The following is a 20,860-nucleotide window of genomic DNA, read 5'->3' on the forward strand; positions in this document are numbered from 1 at the left end:
CCGAGGGCCCGGGTGAAAGGTCCATATGATCGTCACCGGCCGTTGGTGTCCTGTTCGTCCGTCCGGGAGAGGGTCGCATCGAACGGAAGGAAGTGGACGATGCGATTGAAGTCCGTGCTCGTCGCCGCCGTGCTCGCGGTCACCCTGGTGCCCGGGGCCGCCACCGCCGCGGCCGACGAGCGTCCGTGCGCCGGCGCGCCCGCGGCAAGGGTGGCCACCGGCGCGGTGTTCAACGATCCGGCCGGCGGGGATCCGACCGCGGTGGTGCGGCAGATCTGCAGCCTGGTCAAGCAGGCGCCCCGCGGGTCCCGCATCCGGATCGCCCACTTCGTGATCTCCGGCCAGGCCGGGCTGGACTTCGCCACCGAACTGGTCGCCGCCCACCGCCGCGGGGTGGACGTCCAGGTGGTCCTCGACGGGTGGCAGGTCGCCAATCCGGCCGTGCAGTCGCTGCGGGAGGCGCTGGGCACGGACGAGTCACGGCCGTCGTGGTTGCACGTGTGCAGCCGGCTCTCGCCGGAGGGCAACACCGCGGCCTGCATCGGCACCAAGGGCAACCACAACAAGTTCTACCTGTTCTCGCGCACCGGCGGGCAGTCCGAGGTGGTCGTGCAGTCCTCGGCCAACTTCACCGACCTCAACTCCGTCAGCTACTGGAACAACGCGGCCACGTTCGCCGGCAACACCAGGCTCTACCGGTCCTACAACGCCTACTTCGAGGACCTCGCCGCCGAGCGCGCCACCGGCGACTACGCGCACGTGACGCGGACGGGGATGCGGGGCGGCTCGGTGACGGCCTACTTCCACCCCTTCGCCGAGCGCGACCCGATCGTCGAGTTCCTCGCCGTGGCTGGGTGCCGCACGCCGACGACCATCCGCATTGGGATGTCCGAATGGGACGTCTACCGGATCGGGATCGCCGAGCGGCTCGCGGAACTGGCCGGCCGGGGCTGCCGGGTCGACATCGTGCACGGCCTGCTCGACGACGAGGTCCGCGCGGTGCTGGAGTCGCAGCCGAACATCACGCTGCGCGCTCTCGACGGCGGCGCGGCGGGCCGCATCCACTCGAAGTACCTGCTGCTGGAGGGCGACTACGGCGCCGACCGGCACGCCCGCTGGGTGCTGACCGGCAGCCCGAACTTCAACCAGACCTCCCTGCGTCGCAACGACGAAGCGATGATCAAGACGAACGTCGGCTCTCTGTACGACCAGTACGAGGCCAACTTTGCGACGATGTGGAACGCGGCCGCCGACGCTCCGTAACCCGGCTCAGCGGGGCGGCTCTTCGTAGCCCTCTTTCCGCAGGCCCGAGCGGTAGGTGCGGTCCATCACCCGACGCAGCAGCCGGTTCGCGCCCGGGACCGCCTTGAGCAGGAAGGCGCCGCCCGCGGCCGTCGCCGAGTTCGCGGCTACGTGTTTTCCCGCCACGGCAAGGAGATCCGGCACCGGGTCACGGTCGGCGCCGGGATTCCACGGCTGCGAATTCACCACGGCGTCGTTGACGGCGATCTCCGCGTCCTCGACGGTGATGAGCAGCGCCGCGTGCGGCGGCTTCCCGCGCAGCGCCAAAGGCTCCAGATGTGCCGGGTCGACGGTGATCGCGCCCCGCCCGCGGACGTGCAGCACCTCGTCCCGGCCCGGGACGAGCGCGGCGAACGACAGCCGGTCGTCCTGCAGCAGGTTGTGCAGCGTGTCGGCGCGCTTGTTGCCCTTCCGGTCCGGGATGACGAGCGTGCGGCCGTCCACGATCCGCGCCACCGCCTCCCGGTCCCCGCGCGGGCTCGTGTCGCTCCCGCCGGAGGAGTCCCAAGTGGACAGCGCGAGGAACGGGGCCGCGGAGAGGAACTCGGCGATTCCGGTCTGGCACAGTGGACCGTCACCTCCGGGTGCGGCGGCCTGCCCGGCCGGATCGCGGGGCTGCCACAGCCGGGACCGGAGGATGGCCTGCGCGCAGTGGACGTAGGCCTCCGTGACGTCGGCGAAAACCCGCTCGCCCTTCCGCTTGGCCACGGAACCGTTGACGCGCAACACTTCCCCGACACCCGGCAGGAGGAAGAAGAACGAGACCGCACCCCGCACGTCGTCGTCCAGGGTGAACGAGAACCGGGTGGCCGAGTGGACGCGGACGAACCCCGGCGCGCCGCCGAGGAACGTCGTCCGGCTCGCGCCGCCGGCGTCCCGGTAGCCGACGGCCGCGATCGGCGAGCGGGCCAGGACGGCCCGGCAGCCCTCGTCGAGGACGGAGATCTGCTTGAGCGTGATCATCGGCGCCGGGCGCCCGACGATGGACTCGACCTCGTCCACAGTGGTGAGCTGGTGTGGTGCGTTAGCGCAGGTCATGCCACTATTGTGAGCAATAGCTCAGCTTTTTGGCTACTCGCTTTCCGCGCCACGAGGAGGATGTGCGATGCCGTCGGACGACCGTCGCCTTCAAGCACGTCGCAAGCCCCGGCAGGTGCGCGCGGAGCTCACCCGCGAGCGCATCCTCACCGCCGCTGCTCACGTTTTCGCCGAGCACGGCTACGCCGCCGGCACCACCAACCGCATCGCCGAGCGCGCCGCCATCTCGATCGGCTCGCTGTACCAGTACTTCCCGAACAAGGACGCCATCCTCGCGGAGCTGCTGGTGCGGCACATCGACCGCGGCCGGTGGACGCCCGCCGACCAGCTCGACCTGTCACCGGGCAGCCTGGAGGAGCTGGTCCGGGCCCTGGTGCGGGACGCGATCGACAACCACCGCGACGATCCCCAGCTGCTGCGGATCATGATCGAGCAGGCGCCGGTTTCGCGGGAGCTCCTCGACACGATCGACCGGCACGGGAAGATGCGCGTCGGTCAGGTGCGCGACCTGCTCGCCCGGCACCCCGATGTGGGTGTGCGGGACCTGGACACCGCGGCGGAGCTGATCGTGTTCACCGTGGAGACGAACACCCACCGGGCGATGGCCGATCCGCGGACCATCGGGACCGCGGCGCTGGAGAACGAGCTGGTCGCCATGGTGACCCGGTACCTGCGCGGGGACCGCCCCGCGCAGGGCGGTCACGCGGACGCGCGCTGACGGCCCGCCTCCCGGCGGGCGGACTCGATGATCGTGTCCAGCAGGCCGGGAAAGGCGCGCTCCAGGTCGGCCCGGCGGAGCTCGTTCAGCTTCACCGTGCCCTGGTAGTGCTGCCGGATGATCCCGGCCTGCCGCAGGACCTTGAAGTGGTGCGTGCTGGTCGACCGGGTGACGTTGATGTCGAACGTGCCGCACGCCATGTCCTCGCCCGAATCGGCGAGTTGCCGCACGATGCTGCGCCGCACCGGGTCGGTCAGCGCGTCGAGCACGCCCTGCAGCGTGATGTCCTCCGCGGCGGGGTGGTCGTTGATCCGGTCCGTCACGGCACCCATATTACGATGATCGTCGAAGTTTGACCACCATGAAGTTTGATGACTATCGTACTTACCGTGCGTGACTCGTCCGGCATGAAACTCGCCGCGCTCGCCACCGGCTTCGTCATGGCCTCGCTCGACGTGACCGTCGTCAACGTCGCCGGCACCGCGATCCAGCAGCAGCTCGGCGCCTCGCTTTCCGAACTCACCTGGATCGTCGACGGCTACGTGCTGGTGTTCGCCTCGCTGCTGATGCTCGCGGGTGGCCTGGCGAACCGGTTCGGCGCGCGGGCCGTCTACCTGGCCGGCATGGCGGTCTTCTTCGCCGCCTCGCTTGCCTGCGCGCTCGCGCCCACGGCCGGGGTGCTCATCGCCGCACGGCTCGTCCAGGGCCTGGGCGCCGCGTTGTTCATGCCGAGTTCCTTGTCCCTGCTGGTGTTCTCGTTCCCCGACAAGCGCCGGCGCACCCGCATGCTCGGGCTGTGGTCGGCGATCGTCGCCACCTCGGCCGCGCTCGGGCCGACCCTCGGCGGGCTCTTGGTAAGCGCTTTCAGCTGGCCCAGCATCTTCCTGCTCAACCTGCCCATCGGCGTCGCCGGCATCCTGCTGACCCGGCGCTGCATACCAGCGGTCGACGGGCGCCGCGTCCGGTTGGGCGTGCCCGGGCACGCCCTGTGGATCGCGGCGCTCGCCGCGCTGAGCTTCGCGCTCATCGAAGGTCCGCGGCTGGGCTGGCTGGCGCGCCCGGTGCTGGCCGCGTACGTGGTGCTGGGCCTCGCCGCCGCCGCGCTCGTCGCCCGCGAACGGCGGGCCGAGAACCTGGTCATGCCGTGGAACCTGTTCCGCGGCGCGGGTTTCACCGGCGCGAACCTGGTCGGGTTCCTGTTCAACTTCGCCGTCTACGGCGGCATGTTCATGCTCAGCCTGTACTTCCAGCACGCCCGCGACGCCGGTCCGCTCCTCGCCGGGCTGGAGCTGTTGCCGATGACGATCTGGTTCCCGCTGGGCAACCTGGTCTACTCGCGCATCGCGGGCCGGATCCCGAACGGGGTGCTGCTGACGGTCTTCCTGCTCGTCGCCGGCATCGCGTCGCTCGCCATGGTCGGCATGTCGACCGAGACGCCGTACTGGGTCCTGGCCGTCGCCGTCGCGGTGGCCAACGTCGGCGCGGGCATCATCTCGCCCGGGATGACCGCCGCGCTGGTCGAGTTCGCCGGAGTCGCGCACGCGAACGTGGCCGGCGCCGTGCTCAACGCCAACCGCCAGATCGGCACGCTGGTGGGCGTCGCGGCGATGAGTGTCGTGCTCGGCGCCGTCACGGACTGGGGCCGCGGCGCCGGCCTGTCCTTCCTGCTCCTCGGCGTCGCCTACCTCGCGGGCGCGGCCGGTGCGTGGTGGCTGATCGCCAGGTCGGAGCTTCAGGCGCGGAACGTGCGGCGGTAGGTGTCCGGCGGCACCCCGACCGCGCGGTGGAAGTGACGCCGCAGCGTCGTCGCGGTGCCCATACCCGCGGCGGCGGCGATCGCGTCGATGCTGTCGTCCGTGCTCTCCAGCAGCTCCTGCGCGCGGCGGATCCGTTGCGCCAGCAGCCACCGCAGCGGGGTGGTGCCGGTGACGGCGCGGAAGTGCCGGGCCAGGTGCCGTGAGCTCAGGTTCGCCTGGCGCGCCAGGTCCTCCACCGTCAACGGCTGGTCCAGCCGCCGCATCACCCACGGCAGCAGCTCGGCCAGCGGATGGCCGTCGTCCTCCGGCACCGGCGTGCTGACGAACTGCGCCTGCCCGCCTTCCCGGTGCGGCGGCACGACCAGGCGGCGGGCGACCACGTTCGCGATCGCCGAGCCGTGGTCGAGACGCACCAGGTGCAGGCACAGGTCCATCGCCGCCGCCTTGCCCGCGGACGTGAGGACGCGGCCGTTGTCCACGTAGAGGACGTCCGGGTCCACGGTCACCCGCGGGTAGCGCGCGGCGAGTTCGTCCGTGTGCGCCCAGTGGGTGGTCGCGCGCAGCCCGTCCAGCAGGCCCGCGGCCGCGAGCACGAACGCGCCGGTGCACAGCGACACCACCCGCGCGCCCGACTCGTGAGCCGCGCGCACCGCGTCGACCAGGTCGGCGGGCGGGTCCTCGTCGACGTCGGCCAGCGCGGGGACGATCACGGTGTCCGCCTCGGCCAGCCGGTCGAAACCGCCGTCCGGCTCGACCCGGAACCGGCCGGCCCGCACCGGGCGCGCGCCGCACACGCTGAGGTCGTACCAGGGGACGCGCACGGCGTCCGGCGGCGAGCCGAAGACCTCGCAGGCCAGCGCCAGTTCGAAGTGCAGCATGCCGTCGGTGGTGGCGACGGCGACAGAGTTCATGTCCGAAAGTGTACGGGTCGTGTCATTCCGGACACTGGGCAGCAGGGGCCCGGCCGGACAGGATTACCCGCAGCGGATCACTTCGAGCACCTGGGAGCAGGCATGGGACGGGTTGCGGTGTACGGGGCGTACGGACACACCGGGCGGTTCGTGGTCGCGGAGTTGCGCGAGCGCGGGCACGTCCCGCTGTTGCTGGGCCGCGACCGGGAGAAGCTCCTGGCGGTGGCGCAGCCGGACCTCGAAGTGCGGCCGGCGGCCGTCGACGACCCGGCCGCACTGGACCGCGCCCTCGCCGGGGCGGACGCCGTGATCAACTGCGCCGGGCCCTTCGCGACGACCGCCGCCCCGCTGATCGAGGCGGCGTTGCGGGCGGGCATCCCGTACGTCGACGTGGCCGCCGAGATCGAGGCGAACGCCGACACCTTCGCCCACTTCGCGGAGCGGGCGGGGGAGAACGTGGTCGTCCCGGCGATGGCGTTCTTCGGCGGCCTCGGCGACCTGCTGGTCACCGCCGCCATGGGGGACTGGACGGCGGCCGACGAGGTGCACCTCGCCTACGGCCTGAGCAGCTGGCACCCCACCGCCGGGACGCTCGCGGCGGGGGCGGTGTCGCGGCAGCGGCGGGACGACCGGCGCGTCCGCTACACCGGCGGACGGCTGGAGTACCACGACGACGCCCTGCCGACGCTGGAGTGGGAGTTCCCCGCGCCGCTCGGGTCGCAGGACGTCATCGGGGAGTTCAGCATGGCCGACATCGTCACCGTCCCCACCCACCTGGACGTGCCCGAGGTGCGCACCTACATGACGGCCAAGGCGGCGGCGGACCTGGCCGCGCCCGGCGCCGCGGCCCCGGCCGCCGTCGACGAGCGGGGCCGCTCGGCACAGACCTTCGTCGTCGACGTCGTGGTCCGCCGCGGCGCCGAGGAGCGCCGGATCTCCGCCGCCGGGCAGGACATCTACGCGATCAGCGCGCCGCTCGCGGTGGAGGCCGTCGCCCGGATCCTGAGTGGACGGACCCGGGCGACGGGCGTGGTGTCCGCAGGTGCGGCGTTCGACGCGCCGGACTTCCTGCGCGCGCTGGCGCCGCACCTGTCGGTGTCTCAGCCGGCGTTGTGCCGGTAGAACGGCTCCTTGATCGGCGCCAGCGGGGTGTTGCCGAGGATCAGGTCCGCCGCCTTCTCCGCGGTCATGATCACCGGCGCGTAGATGTTGCCGTTGGTGATGTAGGGCATCACCGACGCGTCCACCACCCGCAGGCCCTCCGTGCCGTGCACCCGCATCGACCCGGGGTCCACAACGGACATCTCGTCGACGCCCATCTTCGCCGTGCAGGACGGGTGCAGTGCGGTCTCCGCGTCCTTCGCCACCCAGTCCAGGATCTGCTCGTCGGTCTCGACGCCGGGGCCGGGGGAGATCTCGCCGCCGTTGTAGCGGTCCAGCGCGGGCTGGTTGAGGATCTTGCGGGCCACCCGCACGGCCTCCACCCACTCGCGCCGGTCGTTCTCCGTGGACAGGTAGTTGAACCGCAGCGCCGGGTGCCGCCGCGGGTCCGTCGACGTGATCTTCACGCTGCCGCGGGTGTCGGCGTACATCGGTCCCACGTGGACCTGGTAGCCGTGTCCTCCGGCGGGCACCGAGCCGTCGTAGCGGATCGCGATCGGCAGGAAGTGGAACATCAGGTTCGGGTAGGCCACGGTGTCGTTGCTGCGCACGAAACCGCCGCCCTCGAAGTGGTTCGTGGCACCCGGACCGGACCGCAGGAACAGCCACTGCGCGCCGATCAGTGGGCGCTTCCACGTCGCCAGGTGCGGCTGCATCGACACCGGCTCCTTGCAGTCGTACTGGATGTACACCTCGAGGTGGTCCTGCAGGTTCTCACCCACACCGGGCAGGTCGTGGACCACGTCGATGCCGAGCCGGCGCAGCTCGGCCGCGTTGCCCACGCCCGACAGCTGCAGCAGTTGCGGCGTGTTGATCGCCCCGCCGCACAGCACGACCTCCTTGCCGTACACCTCGCGCGGCGCGCTCCGCCCGGTCGAGTACTCCACCCCGACGGCGCGGTTGCCGCGGAACAGGACCTGCGACACGAACGCGCGGGTCTGCACGGTCAGGTTCTTCCGGTGCCGCACCGGGTGCAGGTAGGCGCGGGCGGCGGAGAGCCTGCGGCCGCGGCGCACGTTCCGGTCGAAGGGCGCGAACCCCTCCTGCCGGTAGCCGTTCACGTCGTCCGTGCGCGGGTACCCGGCCTGTTCCGCGGCCTCGAAGAACGCCTGGAACAACGGGTTCGACGCCGGTCCGCGCTCCAGTTCCAGCGGGCCGTCGTGCCCGCGCCAGCGCCCGTCCGGCGGGTCGGCGAGGCAGTTCTCCATGCGCTGGAAGTAGGGCAGGCAGTGCGCGTAGTCCCAGCCGGACATGCCGGGGTCGGCTGCCCAGCGTTCGTAGTCCATCGGGTTGCCCCGCTGGAAGATCATGCCGTTGATGCTGCTCGACCCGCCGAGGATCTTGCCGCGCGCGTGGTAGATGCGCCGCCGGTTCATGAACGGCTCCGGCTCGCTGCGGTAGCCCCAGTCGTAGAAGCGGCTGCCGATCGGGAAGGTCAGCGCGGCGGGCATGTGCACGAACACGTCCCACTTGGCGTCCGACCGGCCCGCCTCCAGCACCAGCACCTTCACCTTCGGATCGGCCGACAGCCGGTTGGCCAGCACGCACCCGGCCGAGCCGCCGCCGACGATGATGAAGTCGTAGTTCTCGGTGCTCACGTTCGTCCTCCTCAGGAAAGCTCGTCGACGAGCCGGTCGCCGCGGTCGGCCTGGTGTTCGGGGAGCGTGCCAAGGCGGTGGCGGCCGCGGAGCCGGAACCACGCCAGGCCGATCGCGGCGACGATCCCGATGAAGATCAGGGCCATCCAGCGCAGCGCCCCGCCGCCGTAGATCTGCTCGCGCGGCCACGCCAGGTTCACGGCCATCCCGGCGCCCCACAGCACGGCGACGACGTTGACCGGCAGGCCGAGCCGCCCGAGCGAGAAGTGGCCGCCGGCGTCGCGGCCCGACCACCCGCCACGCAGCCGCTTGACCAGCATCGGCACCGTCACCAGCAGGTAGGCCAGGTAGATCATGACCACCGCGACGCTGGTGACCGCGGTGAAGATCTGCGGTGTCCCGATGTTGACCAGCAGGATCGCCACCGCGACCGCGCCGATGAGGATCGCCGGGACCACCGGGGTGCCGGTCTTGGCGTTAATCCGCGCCAGCCGCACCCCGAACGGCAGGGCGTTGTCGCGGGCCATCGCGAACATCAGCCGGATCCCGGCGGTGTGCACGGCCAGCGCGCACACCGTGATGGCGACGACGATGCAGCCCAGGAACACCTTGCCCAGCGGCCCGCCGAGCACCTGCAGCACGATCAGCTGCAGCCCGCCCGACGACGTGCCCAGCCGCGGATCGGACAGGTCGGGCGCGGCCATGATGGCGAACAGCAGGATCAGCCCGCCGATCACGAACGACGCGATGACCGCGCGCAGGATCGCCACCGGCGCGGTGCGCCGCGGGTTGACGGTCTCCTCGCCGAGTGAGCTCGCCGTGTCGAAGCCGTACATGACGTAGGCCGAGGCGATCGCGGCCACCAGGAACACGCCGGCGTAGCCACCCACGTGCCCCTCGCCGAGCCCGTGCGTGTCGACGAAGACACCGGGGCCGCGCACCACGTTCACCGCGAGGATGACGACCAGCAGGACCGCCGCGATCAGCTCGATGAACACGCCGATGCTGTTGATGCGCGCCATCAGCTTCACGCCGAAGGCGTTCACCAGCGTGGTGAACAGGATCAGCACCGCGCCCCAGATCACCGCGGAGATCCCGAAGTCGTGGGCGCCGCTGCCGTCGCCGACCAGCTGGAAGCCGGACCACAGCTGCGGCAGCGTGACCTGGTAGGCCAGCACCACGCTGGCCAGGGTGACCACGGAGGCGGTGAACATCATCCAGCCTGCCAGCCACGACGTGGTGGGCCCGGCGAGTCTCTTGGACCAGTTGTAGACCGAACCGGCGACCGGGTAGCGGGCGGCCAGCTCGGCGAAGCACAGGGCCACCGCGATCTGCCCGACGAAGACCATCGGCCAGGACCACCAGTAGGCCGGCCCGCCGGTGCCGAACCCGAAGTAGAACAGCTGGAACGTGCCGGTGAGGATGGAGATGTAGCTGACCCCGGCGGCGAAACTCGCGAACTTGCCGATGCTGCGGTCGAGGGACTGCCGGTACCCGAACTCGGACAGTCCGTGGTCGTTGCTGGTGCTCACGCGCGCCTCCTCTTCAGTACTGCGGCGTGGAGAGGGGAGTCCCGGTCAGCCCTTGAACCAGTGCTGCGGCCGGGGATCGATGTTGTGGTAGATGTGCTTGGTCTCGCGGTACTCGTGCAGGCCGGACGGGCCCAGTTCGCGGCCGACGCCGGACTTGCCGAAGCCGCCCCACTCCGCCTGCGGCAGGTACGGGTGGTAGTCATTGATCCAGACCGTGCCGTGGCGCAGCGCCCCGGCCACCCGCTGGGCGCGGCCGGCGTCGGAGGTCCACACGGCGCCGGCGAGGCCGTAGTCGGTGTCGTTGGCCAGCTCGACGGCTTCCTCCTCGGTGGCGAACCGTTCCACCGTGACCACCGGGCCGAACACCTCCTCGCGCACCACGGCCATGTCGCGGGTGCAGTCGCTGAACACCGTCGGCCGGAGGAAGAAACCGTTGCGCAGCGCGGGATCCTCGGGCCTCGTGCCGCCCGCGCGCAGGGTGGCGCCGTCGGCGATCGCCCCGGCGATGTAGCCCTCCACCTTCGCACGGTGCTGCTCGGAAATCAGCGGACCGCACTCGGTGTCCGGGTCGAGCCCGTTGCCGAGCCGGATCCGCTCGGCGCGCCGGGCGAGCTCGCCGACGAAGCGGTCATGGATCCCGTTCTGCACGATCAGCCGGGCGCCCGCCGAGCAGACCTGTCCGGAGTGGACGAACGCGGCGTTGAGGGCGAGGTCGACTGCGGTGTCGAAATCGGCGTCGTCGAAGACCACGTTGGGGTTCTTGCCGCCGAGTTCCAGCGCCACCCGGCGGACGCCGCGCGCCGCGGCGGCCATGATCTTCTCGCCGGTCGCGAGCCCGCCGGTGAACGACACCAGGTCGACCCCGGGGTGCTCGACCATCGCGGCGCCGACCGCGCCAGGGCCGAGCAGCAGGTTCACCACGCCCGGCGGCACACCGGCCTCCTCGGCGAGCGCGACGAGCCGGATGGTGGTCAGCGGGGTGAGCTCGCTCGGCTTGAGCACCATCGTGTTGCCCGCCGCCAGCGCGGGGGCGATCTTCCAGGAGATCTGCAGCAGCGGGTAGTTCCACGGGGCGATCAGCGCGCAGACGCCCACCGGCTCGTGCACGATCCGGCTGATCGCGGCCGGGTTCCCGGTGTCCACCACGCGCCCGGCCTCCTGCGCGATCGCCGCGGCGTAGTAGCGGAACACCGCGACCACGTCGTCGACGTCGATGCGCCCTTCGGCGAGGGTCTTGCCGGTGTCGAGGCTTTCGGTGCGGGCGATGTCCTCGCGGTCGCGGATCAGCAGGTCGGCGATGCGGCCGAGCAGTTCGGCGCGGTCGGCCGCGGTGGTGCGGCGCCACGGCGAGCCGGGGCGGAACGCCGCTCGTGCGGCTTTGACGGCCCGGTCCACGTCCTCCGGGCCGGCGAGGGCGACCGTCTGGATGACGGAGGCGTCGTAGGGGTTGCGGACGTCGGTGCGGGACCCGTCGCGCCCCTCGGTCCAGTTCCCGTCGATGTACAGGTCCTTCATGAGCCCTTTCCGATGCGGTAGCGGGCAACGCCGGCGCGGGAGATGTGATGCGCGGCACTTCAGTGCGTACATTTGTACATGAGAGTGCGTACGGATGTCCATACTCGTCGGCTACGATCGTGTTAACCGGGTGTCTTCGCAGGTGAGGGGTGTGCGCGGTGGTGTCAGGGCAGGCGGCCGGATCGCGCCGGCAGCGTCCCAACGATCCCGGGCGGCGCACGAAGATCGCGCGGGCGGCGATCGACGTGGTGGCCGAGCGGGGGATCGACGGGCTGACCCACCGGGCGGTCGCCGCGGCGGCGGGGGTGCCGCTGGGGTCGACCACGTACCACTTCCGCACTCTGGACGACCTGCTCGAGGTCGCGCTGAGCCAGGCGGCCGAGGACAACGTCCGCCGCCTGCGGGAGTGGGAGCGCAGCGTGCCGCCGGACGCGGACTTCGCGGCCGCGCTGGCGGAGCTGGTGATGCGGTACGTGCGTGACGAGGGCCCGCACACGGTGGTCGAGTACGACCTCTACGTGGCGGCCATGCACCGCCCCCGGTTGCGCCCGGTGAGCGCGGCGTGGGACGACGCGCTGATCGAGCTGTTCGGCTCCCGGACGGACGCCCTGACCGGGCGCCTGCTGGCCGGATTGTTCTGCGGTTTGCTGATGCAGTTGGCGATCGCGGACGGCACACCGTCTATTTCGGACATCGAGGCGCTGTTTCGTCGCGCGATCGGCGGTCCTGCTTCCTGAGCGGTTAGCGGCCGCGCGATGAACGGGTGGTTCATCGATGCGCAACTGGTCCACCTGCGCCTCGATGAACGGGCCATTTATCGGGGCGCGACATGCCCAGTCGTTCGGGGCATGAACGGACCATTCATCAGGCCATGCTGGCTCGCTCCCAAGGGATGAATAGACCGTTCATCGCGGCACCGTCGGTCCACTGGCTCGCGAAGGCATGAACGGTCCATTCATCGACGCACGACTGGCCCACTCGCGAACGTGTGAACGGACCGTTCATCGGGGCGCGAGATGCCCAGCCGCCCCGAAGGCATGAACGGACCGTTCATCCACCCACCACAGACTCCGCGGCGGCATGAACGGCCCATTCGTCAAGCAAGGACATGTTGACCCACGCCCAAGGGATGAATGGACCGTTCATCGCGGAGCCACCGGCCCACCCACTCGGGAGGGCATGAACGGGTCATTCATCGACCCGCGACTGGCCCACCCGCGAACGTGTGAACGGACCGTTCATCGGGGCGCGAGATGCCCAGCCGCCCCGAAGCGCCACCGGCCCACCCACCCGCCAAGGCATGAACGGACCGTTCATCCACCCACCACAGCCCCGTCATCGCGGCATGAACGGCCCGCTCATACCGGTTCGGGAGCGGTGGCGCGCAGCTCGCGGCGCCAGCGGCCGAACACCTTCGGCTGGTTCATCGCGAACACCGCCACCGGGCGGTCGCCCCGCCGGAACACCGCCGTGAACCGGTGCGCTGCCGGGTCGCCGTCGACGATCTCCATCCGGTCGCCGTCGCGGCGGTGGCCCGCGAACTGCAGGCGCGCCCCGTACTGATCGGACCAGAAGTAGGGCGCGCGTGGGCTGGGCAGCTGCTCGTGCCCGAGCAGGGTCGCCGCGGCGGTGGCCGGCTGCTCGAGCGCGTTGGTCCAGTGTTCGAGCCGGATCTCGGCGCCGGCGAACGGGTTGTGCGACACCGCGCAGTCGCCGACCGCCACCACCGACGGGATGCCGGTCGCGCACCGGGCGTCCGTGCGCACGCCCCGCTCCGCGTCCAGGCCGGACCCGGCCAGCCACTCGGTGTTCGGCACCGCGCCGACCCCCACCACCACGACGTCGGCAGGCAGCTCGCGGCCGTCGGTCAGGTGCACCGACCGCACCCGTTCCGCGCCGGTCAGCCCCGCCACGCCGACGCCGGTGATCAGCTCGACCCCGTGCTCGCCGTGCAGCGCCGCGCACACGCCGCCCAGCTCGACGCCGAGCGGTCCGGCGAGCGGCACGGCCTGCTGCTCGACCACCGTGACCGCCAGGCCGAGCCCGCGGGCGGTCGAGGCGACCTCGGCCCCGATGAACCCGGCGCCGATCACCACCAGCCGTGCGCCGGGGACCAGTTCGGCTCGCAGCGCGATCGCGTCGTCCAGGGTGCGCAGCGTGTGCACACCGGCGAGGGGCTCGCCCGGCAGGCGGCGGGCCCGCGCGCCGGTCGCCAGGACCACGCCGTCGCAGGTGATCCGCTCGTCCGAGCCGAGCACGATGGTCCGCAGTGCCGGGTCCAGTGCCACGGCCCGCGCGCCCAGGCGCCAGTCCACGTCCAGGTCCTCGTCGTCGCTCTCCAGCGCCAGGTCGGCGGCGGACATCGTGCCGGCGAGGAACTCCTTCGACAGCGGCGGCCGGTCGTAGGGCCGGTGCGGCTCGTCGCCGACGACGACCACCCGCCCGTCGAAGCCGGCCTCCCGCAGCGCGCGCGCCGTGGACAGGCCGGCCAGCGACGCGCCGGCGATGGCGATCACGCGCATCAGACCCCCATCCGCTGCGGCGCGTTGACGTTGACGTAGATCTGCCCGTCGACCACGACGACCTCGTGCGTGCGCACCGGCTTCTTGGCCGGGGGCCCGCTCGGCATGCCGGTGCGCAGGTCGAAGCAGGCGGCGTGCAGGGGGCACTCCACCGCGCAGCCGTCCAGCCAGCCGTCGGCCAGTGAGGCGTCCTGGTGGGTGCAGGTGTCGTCGATCGCGTACAGCGTGCCGTCGACGTTGAACACCGCGATCGGCACTTCGGCTTCGATGCGGACGGCTTCGCCGACGGGGAGGTCCTGGAGAGCGCAGACGGGAATCATGAGGCGGCTCCGTTGTGTAATGCACAACTACACGTGCTATCCGCAACAGAGTGCGGCAGCGTGGGGGGAGCGGTCAAGGCCCGGAAGTGGGAAATTGTGTCATGTGAGTAGAGTTGCGGTATGCGGAACAACGAGCGCTCTACGAACGGGTCCGCGAGTCAGGTCCAGTCGGTGGACCGGGCGATCGCCATCCTGGACATCCTCGCCAGACGCGGCGAGGCCGGGGTCACCGAGATCGCCCAGGAACTGGACGTGCACAAATCCACCGCGTTCCGCCTCGTCGGCGCGCTCGAGGCGTGGCAGCTGGTGGAACAGGTCAGCGAGCGCGGCAAGTACCGCCTCGGGTTCGGCATCGTGCGCCTGGCCGGCGCCACCACGGCCCGGCTGGACCTGTCCCGGGAGAGCCGCGCGGTGTGCGAGCGGCTCGCCGCGGAACTCGACGAGACTGTGAACGTCGCCGTCGTGGACCAGGGGCAGGCGACCAACATCATGCAGGTCTACGGCTCGGCGGCGGTGACCGCGCGGAACTGGATCGGCCAGCGCACCCCGCTGCACGCCACCTCCAGCGGGAAGGTCCTGCTGGCCTGGGCCGGCGACGACGACCGGGAGTCCGCGCTGGCCGAGCTGCCCGCGTTCACGCCGAACACGCGCACCGACCGGACCAAGCTCGCCGAGGAGCTGGAGCAGGTCCGCGAGCGCGGCTGGGCGTGCACCGTGGAGGAGCTGGAGGTCGGGCTGAACGCGGTGGCCGCCCCGATCCGCGCTGCGAACGGGGACGTGATCGCGGCGCTGTCGGTCTCCGGGCCGGCGTACCGGATGGAGCCGTCGTCCTATCCGGACATCGCCGAGAAGATCGTCGCGGGCGCCGAGGAGATCAGCTTCCGCGTCGGCTACCTCGGCCCGCGCTGACGGTTGGTCCGCCGCGGCAGGAAGCGGTGAGCGCGGTGCAGCCGGCGGCGGGGGATGACCACGTGCCCGCGGACCGCTCGGGACAGCGCCGGCGCCTCGGCGACGCGGGCGGCTGTTCGCGACAAGAGCGGCGCCCACAACGCACGGCCCGGTCGGTCCGCGGGCGCCGGGGTTGACCATGCGTCGGCGGAGTGTTCGGGGCAACGTGTGGCCCGGCGCCGCGGTTCCGCGTGTGCGGCGCCGTGGGCCAGGTGTCCACTCCGCACGGAGCAGCCGGGCCGCGGGCGCGCGGCAGGGGATGCTGTTGCCGTTGAGCAGTACGGTGCGTCCACACTGCACGGAGGGGTCCACAGGCACCGCGGGTCAGGGGAAGACCACGGTGCTGTTGCCGTTGAGCAGGACGCGGCGTTCGCAGTGCCAGCGGACCGCCCGGGAGAGCGCCAGCGCCTCCGCGTCGCGGCCTACCGTTTGCAGTGCGCGCGGATCATAGGTGTGGTCGATGCGGATGACCTCCTGCTCGATGATCGGCCCCTCGTCCAGGTCGGGCGTCACGTAGTGCGCCGTCGCGCCGACGAGCTTCACTCCCCGGTCGTAGGCCTGGTGGTAGGGCTTCGCGCCCTTGAACCCGGGCAGGAACGAGTGGTGGATGTTGATCGCCCGGCCGTGCAGCGCCTTGCACAGCTGGTCGGACAGCACCTGCATGTACCGGGCGAGCACGACCAGCTCCGCCTCGTACTCCTCCACCACCTCCAGCAGCCGCGCCTCGGCCTGGGGCTTGGTCTCCGGGGTCACCGGGATGTGCAGGAACGGCAGCCCGGCTGCCTCCGCCATCGGGCGCAGATCGTCGTGATTGGACACCACCGCGACGATGTCGGCGCCCAGACTGCCCGCTCGCCAGCGGAAGATCAGGTCGTTGAGGCAGTGGCCCTGCTTGGACACCATGACCAGGACACGCGCGTTGCGGTCCGGGTGGAACGCGTACGACATGGCGAAGTCCGCGGCGACCGGTTCGAAACCGCGGGACAGCTCGCCGAGGTCCACGTCCGCGTCGGTGGTGACCTTGGTGCGCAGGAACAGCCGCTTGCGCACCGGGTCGTCGAACTGCTGGTACTCCTCGATGTTGCCGCCGTGCTCGACGAGGTAGGCGCTGACGGCGTGGACGATCCCGGTCCGGTTCGGGCAGTCCAGGGTGAGCGTGAACGAGCGCGTCATCGGTGTCTCCTCAGCATTCCACGATGTTGAGAGCCAGCCCGCCGCGGGCGGTCTCCTTGTACTTGTCCTTCATGTCGGCGCCGGTCTCGCGCATCGTCTTGATGGCCTTGTCCAGCGACACGTGGTGGCGGCCGTCGCCGCGTACCGCCATCCGGGCGGCGGTGATCGCCTTGACCGAGGCGATCGCGTTGCGCTCGATGCACGGGATCTGCACGAGCCCGCCGACCGGATCGCAGGTCAGGCCGAGGTTGTGCTCGATGCCGATCTCGGCCGCGTTCTCCACCTGCTCCGGGGTCCCGCCGATGATCTCCGCCAGCCCGGCCGCGGCCATCGAGCACGCGGACCCGACCTCGCCCTGGCAGCCGACCTCGGCGCCGGAGATCGAGGCGTTCTCCTTGAACAGCGACCCGATCGCCCCGGCGGTGAGCAGGAACCGCACGGCCGCGTCGTCGTCGAAGGCGGGCAGGAACTTCTCCGCGTAGTGCAGCACCGCGGGCACGATCCCGGCCGCGCCGTTGGTCGGCGCGGTGACCACCCGCCCGCCCGCAGCGTTCTCCTCGTTCACCGCGAGCGCGAACAGCGTGACCCACTCCATGGCGTGCAGCGCGTCCGGCTCACCCGAGTCGCGTTCCAGCCGTTCCCGCAGGTCGTTGGCGCGCCGGCGCACCTTCAGCCCGCCCGGCAGCACGCCGCCGGTGTGCGTGCCGCGGTGCACGCACTCGCGCATCACCGACCAGATCCGCAGCAGCCCGGCGCGGATCTCCGCCTCGCCGCGCCAGGACAATTCGTTGGCCAGCATCAGGTCGCTGATGCGCAGGCCCGTTTCGCGCGTGTGGGCGAGCAGCCCGTCGGCGGTGGTGAACGGGTAGCGCACCGGGGTGGGATCGGGCACGAGCGCCCGGCGGCCGGTTTCGTCCTGGTCGAGCACGAACCCGCCGCCGACCGAGTAGTACTCGCGCCGGTCGAGCACTTCGCCGTCGTCGTCGAAGGCGGTGAACACCATGCCATTGCTGTGGAAGTCCAGCCGCTTCCGGCGGTGCAGCACGATGTCCTCGTCGACGGCGAAGGCGATCCGGTGCTTGCCGAGCAGCGAGATCGCGCCGTCCGCCCGGGCCGCGGTCACCGCGGGCTCGGCGGCGACCGGGTCGACCAGGTGCGGCTGCTCCCCGGTCAGCCCCAGCACGACGGCCTTGACGCTGCCGTGCCCGTGCCCGGTCGCGCCGAGCGAGCCGAACAGCTCGCAGCGCAGCCCCGCCGTGCGCGGCAGGAGCCCGGTGTCCGCCAGGCGGGAGGCGAACAGGCACGCGGCCCGCATCGGGCCGACCGTGTGCGAACTGGACGGACCGATGCCGACCTTGAAGAGGTCGAAGACGGAGACCGTCATGGTCCCTCCTGATGTAGGGTTGATATACCAGAGTGGCGGATCGTGGTTTTCAGTGGAGAGGATGGCGTTCGTGACCGTTCGACAGCAGGAACTCGAGGGGCCGCCGGTCTCCCTGGCCGAGCGCGCCTACACGGCCATCCAGGACCGGCTGATCATGCTGGACATCCCGCCGATGGCGCCGATCGACGACACCGCGCTGTCCGCGTCGCTCGGGCTCGGCCGCACGCCGGTGCGGGAGGCGCTCAAACGCCTGGAGGTCGACCGGCTGGTCGTGTCCTACCCGCGGCGCGGCACGTTCGCCACCGGCGTCGACATCACCGACCTGGCCTACATCTCGGAGATCCGCGTCCAGCTGGAACCCCTCGCCGCCCGGCGCGCCGCCGAGACCGCCGGACCGGGCGTGAAGTCCGAGCTCGCCGAACTCGCCGACGAGGTCGCCGACCTGGACGTGCGGGCGCTCGAACGCACCGAGCTGATGCGCTGCGACCTGCGGGTGCACCGCGCGATCTACCGTGCGGCGGGCAACCCGCACCTGGAGGACACGCTGGTCCGCTACGACAACCTGGCGACCCGCATCTTCTGCCTGTTCCTGGACCGGATGCCGCACTTCGACCGGCACGTCGGCGAGCACACCGCCCTGCTGCGCGCGATCGCCGACGGTGACGCGGACACCGCGGCCGAGCTGGCCCTCGTGCACGTCACCGGCTTCGAGAAGGCGATCCGCGCGATCATCTGACCGGTTCACGGCAGCGCCTCCAGGACCGCGAGGCCGTCGCGCGTGGCGGCGACGTCGTGCACCCGCACGATCTTCGCGCCGCGCTGCGCGGCCAGGACCGCGGCGGTCACCGACGCGACCGTGCGCTGCCCGACCGGACGGCCGGTGAGCCGGCCGAGCATCGCCTTGCGGGACAGTCCCACCATGAGCGGCACCCCGAGCGCGCGGAACTCCGGCAGCGCGCCGAGCAGGGCCAGGTTGTGCTCCAGCGTCTTGCCGAAGCCGAACCCCGGATCGGCGATCAGGTGCTCCGCCGGGATGCCGGCCGCCAGGCAGGTCTTGATGCGGGCGCGCAGGAAGTCCCGCACCTCGGCGACCACGTCGGTGTAGCGCGGATCGCGCTGCATCAGGTGCGGGGGCCGGAGCATGTGGGTCAGGCACACCGGCACCCCGAGCCCGGCCGCGGCCCGCAGGGCGCCGGGGTGCCGCAGCGCGCGCACGTCGTTGATCATCGCGGCCCCGGCGTCCACCGCGGCACGCATCACCTCGGGGCGGGACGTGTCGACCGAGATCGGCACGTCCACCACGCGGGCCAGCCGGGCGATCACCGGCACCACCCGGTCCAGCTCCTCGTCCAGGGTGGGCGGACGGGCGCCGGGCCGGGTGGACTCGCCGCCCACGTCGAGCAGGTCGGCTCCCTCGGCCGCCAGCCGTTCCCCGTGCTCGACCGCGGCCGCGTGGGAGTGGAAGAGACCGCCGTCGGAGAACGAATCCGGCGTCACGTTCACGATGCCGCAGACCAGGGTGCGTGGCTCGGTCAGCAGCTCCGGCACCGGTGTCCGGACGGCGAGGGGGTTCCCGGTCATGACTGTCCTAACGGGACGCGGCGGTGATGGTGTGCCGGAGCAGCAGCGCGGTGGTCACCGGGCCGACCCCGCCCGGCACGGGTGTCAGCGCCGCGACCCGCCCGGACAGCGACCGCGCGTCGGCGTCACCGGCGAGGCCGCCGTCCGGGGTGGGGTTGGTGCCCACGTCGACGACCACCGCGTGCGGGGCGGCGTGCTCGGCGGTGATCAGCCCGGCCCGGCCGACGGCCACCACGAGGACGTCGGCCTCCCGGGTGGACGCGGCGAGGTCCGCGGTGTGGCGGTGGCAGATCGTCACGGTCGCGTCCCTGGCCAGCAGCAGCTGCGCCGCGGGCTTGCCGACCACGGTGGAGCGCCCGACCACCACGGCGCGGCGCCCGGCCAGGGGCACCTCGTAGTGGTCGAGCAGCGCCAGCACCGCCGCGGCCGTCGCCGGCGGGTGCGCGGGCAGGCCGGCGGTGAGACGGCCGAGCGACAGCGGGTTGGCGCCGTCCACGTCCTTGGCCGGGTCGATCGCGGTGGCCAGCTCCTCCAGCCGGGCGCCGCCGGGCAGCGGGGTCTGCAGGATGATCCCGTGCACCGCCGGATCGGCGCTCAGCCGCTCCAGCTCGGCGGTGATGCCGGCCGGGGTGGCGGCCGCGCCGAGGTCCACGACGTCGCACTGCACACCGCTGCGGGCCGCGGTCTTCGCGATCGAGCGCACGTACCAGGCGCTGGACTCGTCGTCGGTGGCGACCACGACGGCCAGGCGGGGGTGCACGCCCCGCTCGGACAGGGCCGCGGCGTCAGCCGAGACCCCGTCCCGGATCTGCCTGCCCAGCTCGGTTCCACTGAGGACGGCGGTCATCGCGTGATCTGCTTCCGCACGGCGGTGGTCACGTCGTCGGCGCGGGCGATCGCCTGGTCCACGGTGGCGATCGCCGCGGTCAGCTCGTCGCGGGCCGGGCCCTCGCCGATGCCGGACAGGTTGATCTCGACGTTCACCCTGGCCGTGGACAGCGCCGCCCGCGCCGCGTCGGCCGCCGCGGCGACGTCGCTGATCACGTTGCGGTTGCCGATCGGCTGCAGCCGTTCGGTGAGGTTGACGATCTGCTTGGCGACCGCGATGACGCGGGCCGGGACCCGGCCGGCCTCCACCAGTGCCGCGCCGATCGCCCGCGACCGGGCCACCTTCTCGCGCTCGGTGGATTTCGGGAGGGCGTAGGCGCGGGTGACGGCCTGGAACGCGGCGGCGTCCTTCTCGGCCAGCGCCAGCGCGAGGGTGCGCAGGTCGTCGGCGTTGGCCCGGATCTGCGTGATCGCGTCGGCGTCCTGCCGGTACTTCTCGCCGTCGCTGTACCGGGCCACCATCGCGACCAGCGCCGCGCCCTGGGCGGCGTGCAGCGCGGCGGTGGCGCCGC

At 71.8% G+C, this 20,860-nt stretch carries 20 protein-coding genes; 7 read left to right on the forward strand and 13 right to left on the reverse strand.

Annotation, left to right across the window (positions count from 1 at the left end; translation table 11 throughout):
- Nucleotides 1-99 precede the first annotated feature (99 nt).
- Nucleotides 100-1,263 (forward strand): phospholipase D-like domain-containing protein, encoded by a 1,164-nt coding sequence (locus ABZ215_RS29765; protein WP_354953305.1) that lies wholly within the window; start codon nt 100-102, stop codon nt 1,261-1,263.
- Between the two features lie 6 nt (nt 1,264-1,269).
- Here ABZ215_RS29765 and ABZ215_RS29770 read toward each other — a convergent pair whose 3' ends face one another.
- Nucleotides 1,270-2,340 (reverse strand): pyridoxamine 5'-phosphate oxidase family protein, encoded by a 1,071-nt coding sequence (locus ABZ215_RS29770; RefSeq protein ID WP_354953307.1) that lies wholly within the window; start codon nt 2,338-2,340, stop codon nt 1,270-1,272.
- Nucleotides 2,341-2,407: 67 nt separating this feature from the next.
- Here ABZ215_RS29770 and ABZ215_RS29775 point away from each other — a divergent pair, with 67 nt between their 5' ends.
- Nucleotides 2,408-3,058 (forward strand): TetR/AcrR family transcriptional regulator, encoded by a 651-nt coding sequence (locus ABZ215_RS29775; RefSeq protein ID WP_354709952.1) that lies wholly within the window; start codon nt 2,408-2,410, stop codon nt 3,056-3,058.
- Here the strand turns inward: ABZ215_RS29775 and ABZ215_RS29780 are convergent.
- On the reverse strand, nt 3,040-3,390 hold the full coding sequence (locus ABZ215_RS29780; protein WP_020419963.1) for a helix-turn-helix transcriptional regulator: 351 nt from the start codon (nt 3,388-3,390) through the stop codon (nt 3,040-3,042). The two genes, ABZ215_RS29775 and ABZ215_RS29780, sit on opposite strands and share 19 nt — an antisense overlap.
- A 39-nt stretch (nt 3,391-3,429) precedes the next feature.
- Here ABZ215_RS29780 and ABZ215_RS29785 point away from each other — a divergent pair, with 39 nt between their 5' ends.
- Entirely contained in the window at nt 3,430-4,815 is a 1,386-nt protein-coding gene (locus ABZ215_RS29785; RefSeq protein ID WP_354953309.1) for an MFS transporter, read from the forward strand.
- Here the strand turns inward: ABZ215_RS29785 and ABZ215_RS29790 are convergent.
- Complete coding sequence (locus tag ABZ215_RS29790; RefSeq protein ID WP_354709950.1) at nt 4,791-5,726, reverse strand: helix-turn-helix domain-containing protein; 936 nt, start codon at nt 5,724-5,726, stop codon at nt 4,791-4,793. The two genes, ABZ215_RS29785 and ABZ215_RS29790, sit on opposite strands and share 25 nt — an antisense overlap.
- Nucleotides 5,727-5,828: 102 nt before the next feature.
- On the opposite strand from ABZ215_RS29790, the gene ABZ215_RS29795 reads away from it, so the two are divergent.
- Nucleotides 5,829-6,848 (forward strand): saccharopine dehydrogenase NADP-binding domain-containing protein, encoded by a 1,020-nt coding sequence (locus ABZ215_RS29795; RefSeq protein ID WP_354953311.1) that lies wholly within the window; start codon nt 5,829-5,831, stop codon nt 6,846-6,848.
- Here the strand turns inward: ABZ215_RS29795 and betA are convergent.
- Genes betA through ABZ215_RS29810 form a run of 3 tightly spaced genes read right to left on the reverse strand, consistent with a single transcriptional unit; the run spans nt 6,827 to nt 11,532 of the window.
- Nucleotides 6,827-8,485 (reverse strand): choline dehydrogenase, encoded by a 1,659-nt coding sequence (gene betA / locus ABZ215_RS29800; RefSeq protein ID WP_354953313.1) that lies wholly within the window; start codon nt 8,483-8,485, stop codon nt 6,827-6,829. The two genes, ABZ215_RS29795 and betA, sit on opposite strands and share 22 nt — an antisense overlap.
- An 11-nt stretch (nt 8,486-8,496) precedes the next feature.
- Nucleotides 8,497-10,017 carry an amino acid permease gene (locus tag ABZ215_RS29805; RefSeq protein WP_020419958.1) on the reverse strand — a complete coding sequence of 507 codons (1,521 nt, stop codon included), beginning with the start codon at nt 10,015-10,017 and terminating at the stop codon, nt 8,497-8,499.
- Between the two features lie 45 nt (nt 10,018-10,062).
- Entirely contained in the window at nt 10,063-11,532 is a 1,470-nt protein-coding gene (locus ABZ215_RS29810; protein WP_354953315.1) for an aldehyde dehydrogenase family protein, read from the reverse strand.
- Nucleotides 11,533-11,690: 158 nt separating this feature from the next.
- Here ABZ215_RS29810 and ABZ215_RS29815 point away from each other — a divergent pair, with 158 nt between their 5' ends.
- Nucleotides 11,691-12,269 (forward strand): TetR family transcriptional regulator, encoded by a 579-nt coding sequence (locus tag ABZ215_RS29815; protein WP_354953317.1) that lies wholly within the window; start codon nt 11,691-11,693, stop codon nt 12,267-12,269.
- Nucleotides 12,270-12,890: 621 nt separating this feature from the next.
- Here ABZ215_RS29815 and ABZ215_RS29820 read toward each other — a convergent pair.
- Together ABZ215_RS29820 and ABZ215_RS29825 are read right to left on the reverse strand one after the other, a co-directional pair.
- Complete coding sequence (locus ABZ215_RS29820) at nt 12,891-14,054, reverse strand: FAD-dependent oxidoreductase (protein ID WP_354953319.1); 1,164 nt, start codon at nt 14,052-14,054, stop codon at nt 12,891-12,893.
- Entirely contained in the window at nt 14,054-14,374 is a 321-nt protein-coding gene (locus tag ABZ215_RS29825) for a bifunctional 3-phenylpropionate/cinnamic acid dioxygenase ferredoxin subunit (RefSeq protein WP_020419952.1), read from the reverse strand. The genes ABZ215_RS29820 and ABZ215_RS29825 overlap by 1 nt, the downstream gene beginning before the upstream one ends.
- A 120-nt stretch (nt 14,375-14,494) precedes the next feature.
- Here ABZ215_RS29825 and ABZ215_RS29830 point away from each other — a divergent pair, with 120 nt between their 5' ends.
- Entirely contained in the window at nt 14,495-15,283 is a 789-nt protein-coding gene (locus ABZ215_RS29830) for an IclR family transcriptional regulator (RefSeq protein ID WP_237336929.1), read from the forward strand.
- Between the two features lie 363 nt (nt 15,284-15,646).
- On the opposite strand, the gene purU is transcribed toward ABZ215_RS29830, so the two are convergent.
- Together purU and ABZ215_RS29840 are read right to left on the reverse strand one after the other, a co-directional pair.
- Nucleotides 15,647-16,495: a formyltetrahydrofolate deformylase gene (purU, locus tag ABZ215_RS29835; protein ID WP_237336930.1), complete on the reverse strand. Its 849-nt coding sequence runs from the start codon at nt 16,493-16,495 to the stop codon at nt 15,647-15,649.
- A gap of 10 nt (nt 16,496-16,505) precedes the next feature.
- Nucleotides 16,506-17,879: an L-serine ammonia-lyase gene (locus tag ABZ215_RS29840; RefSeq protein WP_354953321.1), complete on the reverse strand. Its 1,374-nt coding sequence runs from the start codon at nt 17,877-17,879 to the stop codon at nt 16,506-16,508.
- Nucleotides 17,880-17,940: 61 nt separating this feature from the next.
- Here ABZ215_RS29840 and ABZ215_RS29845 point away from each other — a divergent pair, with 61 nt between their 5' ends.
- Entirely contained in the window at nt 17,941-18,615 is a 675-nt protein-coding gene (locus tag ABZ215_RS29845) for a GntR family transcriptional regulator (RefSeq protein WP_027935247.1), read from the forward strand.
- A gap of 5 nt (nt 18,616-18,620) precedes the next feature.
- On the opposite strand, the gene folP is transcribed toward ABZ215_RS29845, so the two are convergent.
- From folP to ABZ215_RS29860, 3 genes are all read right to left on the reverse strand, one after another.
- Nucleotides 18,621-19,460, reverse strand: a complete 840-nt coding sequence (gene folP / locus ABZ215_RS29850) for a dihydropteroate synthase (RefSeq protein WP_354953323.1) — start codon at nt 19,458-19,460, stop codon at nt 18,621-18,623.
- A 7-nt stretch (nt 19,461-19,467) separates the two neighbouring features.
- On the reverse strand, nt 19,468-20,307 hold the full coding sequence (locus ABZ215_RS29855; RefSeq protein ID WP_354953325.1) for a bifunctional 5,10-methylenetetrahydrofolate dehydrogenase/5,10-methenyltetrahydrofolate cyclohydrolase: 840 nt from the start codon (nt 20,305-20,307) through the stop codon (nt 19,468-19,470).
- A partial coding sequence (locus ABZ215_RS29860; protein ID WP_354953327.1) for a cyclodeaminase/cyclohydrolase family protein occupies nt 20,304-20,860 on the reverse strand: 557 nt, incomplete at its 5' end. The genes ABZ215_RS29855 and ABZ215_RS29860, both read right to left, overlap by 4 nt.

The sequence above is a fragment of the Amycolatopsis sp. NPDC006131 genome (assembly GCF_040614175.1).
GTDB classification, from domain to species: Bacteria; Actinomycetota; Actinomycetes; order Mycobacteriales; family Pseudonocardiaceae; genus Amycolatopsis_E; species Amycolatopsis_E tucumanensis.

Coding starts and splice junctions, on each gene's coding strand:
- ABZ215_RS29765 (WP_354953305.1), top strand. CDS start 100: ATGCGATTGAAGTCCGTGCTCGTCGCCGCCGTGCTCGCGGTCACCCTG.
- ABZ215_RS29770 (WP_354953307.1), bottom strand. CDS start 2,340: ATGACCTGCGCTAACGCACCACACCAGCTCACCACTGTGGACGAGGTC.
- ABZ215_RS29775 (WP_354709952.1), top strand. CDS start 2,408: ATGCCGTCGGACGACCGTCGCCTTCAAGCACGTCGCAAGCCCCGGCAG.
- ABZ215_RS29780 (WP_020419963.1), bottom strand. CDS start 3,390: ATGGGTGCCGTGACGGACCGGATCAACGACCACCCCGCCGCGGAGGAC.
- ABZ215_RS29785 (WP_354953309.1), top strand. CDS start 3,430: ATGACTATCGTACTTACCGTGCGTGACTCGTCCGGCATGAAACTCGCC.
- ABZ215_RS29790 (WP_354709950.1), bottom strand. CDS start 5,726: ATGAACTCTGTCGCCGTCGCCACCACCGACGGCATGCTGCACTTCGAA.
- ABZ215_RS29795 (WP_354953311.1), top strand. CDS start 5,829: ATGGGACGGGTTGCGGTGTACGGGGCGTACGGACACACCGGGCGGTTC.
- ABZ215_RS29810 (WP_354953315.1), bottom strand. CDS start 11,532: ATGAAGGACCTGTACATCGACGGGAACTGGACCGAGGGGCGCGACGGG.
- ABZ215_RS29820 (WP_354953319.1), bottom strand. CDS start 14,054: ATGCGCGTGATCGCCATCGCCGGCGCGTCGCTGGCCGGCCTGTCCACG.
- ABZ215_RS29825 (WP_020419952.1), bottom strand. CDS start 14,374: ATGATTCCCGTCTGCGCTCTCCAGGACCTCCCCGTCGGCGAAGCCGTC.
- ABZ215_RS29830 (WP_237336929.1), top strand. CDS start 14,495: ATGCGGAACAACGAGCGCTCTACGAACGGGTCCGCGAGTCAGGTCCAG.
- purU (WP_237336930.1), bottom strand. CDS start 16,495: ATGACGCGCTCGTTCACGCTCACCCTGGACTGCCCGAACCGGACCGGG.
- ABZ215_RS29840 (WP_354953321.1), bottom strand. CDS start 17,879: ATGACGGTCTCCGTCTTCGACCTCTTCAAGGTCGGCATCGGTCCGTCC.
- ABZ215_RS29845 (WP_027935247.1), top strand. CDS start 17,941: ATGGCGTTCGTGACCGTTCGACAGCAGGAACTCGAGGGGCCGCCGGTC.
- folP (WP_354953323.1), bottom strand. CDS start 19,460: ATGACCGGGAACCCCCTCGCCGTCCGGACACCGGTGCCGGAGCTGCTG.
- ABZ215_RS29855 (WP_354953325.1), bottom strand. CDS start 20,307: ATGACCGCCGTCCTCAGTGGAACCGAGCTGGGCAGGCAGATCCGGGAC.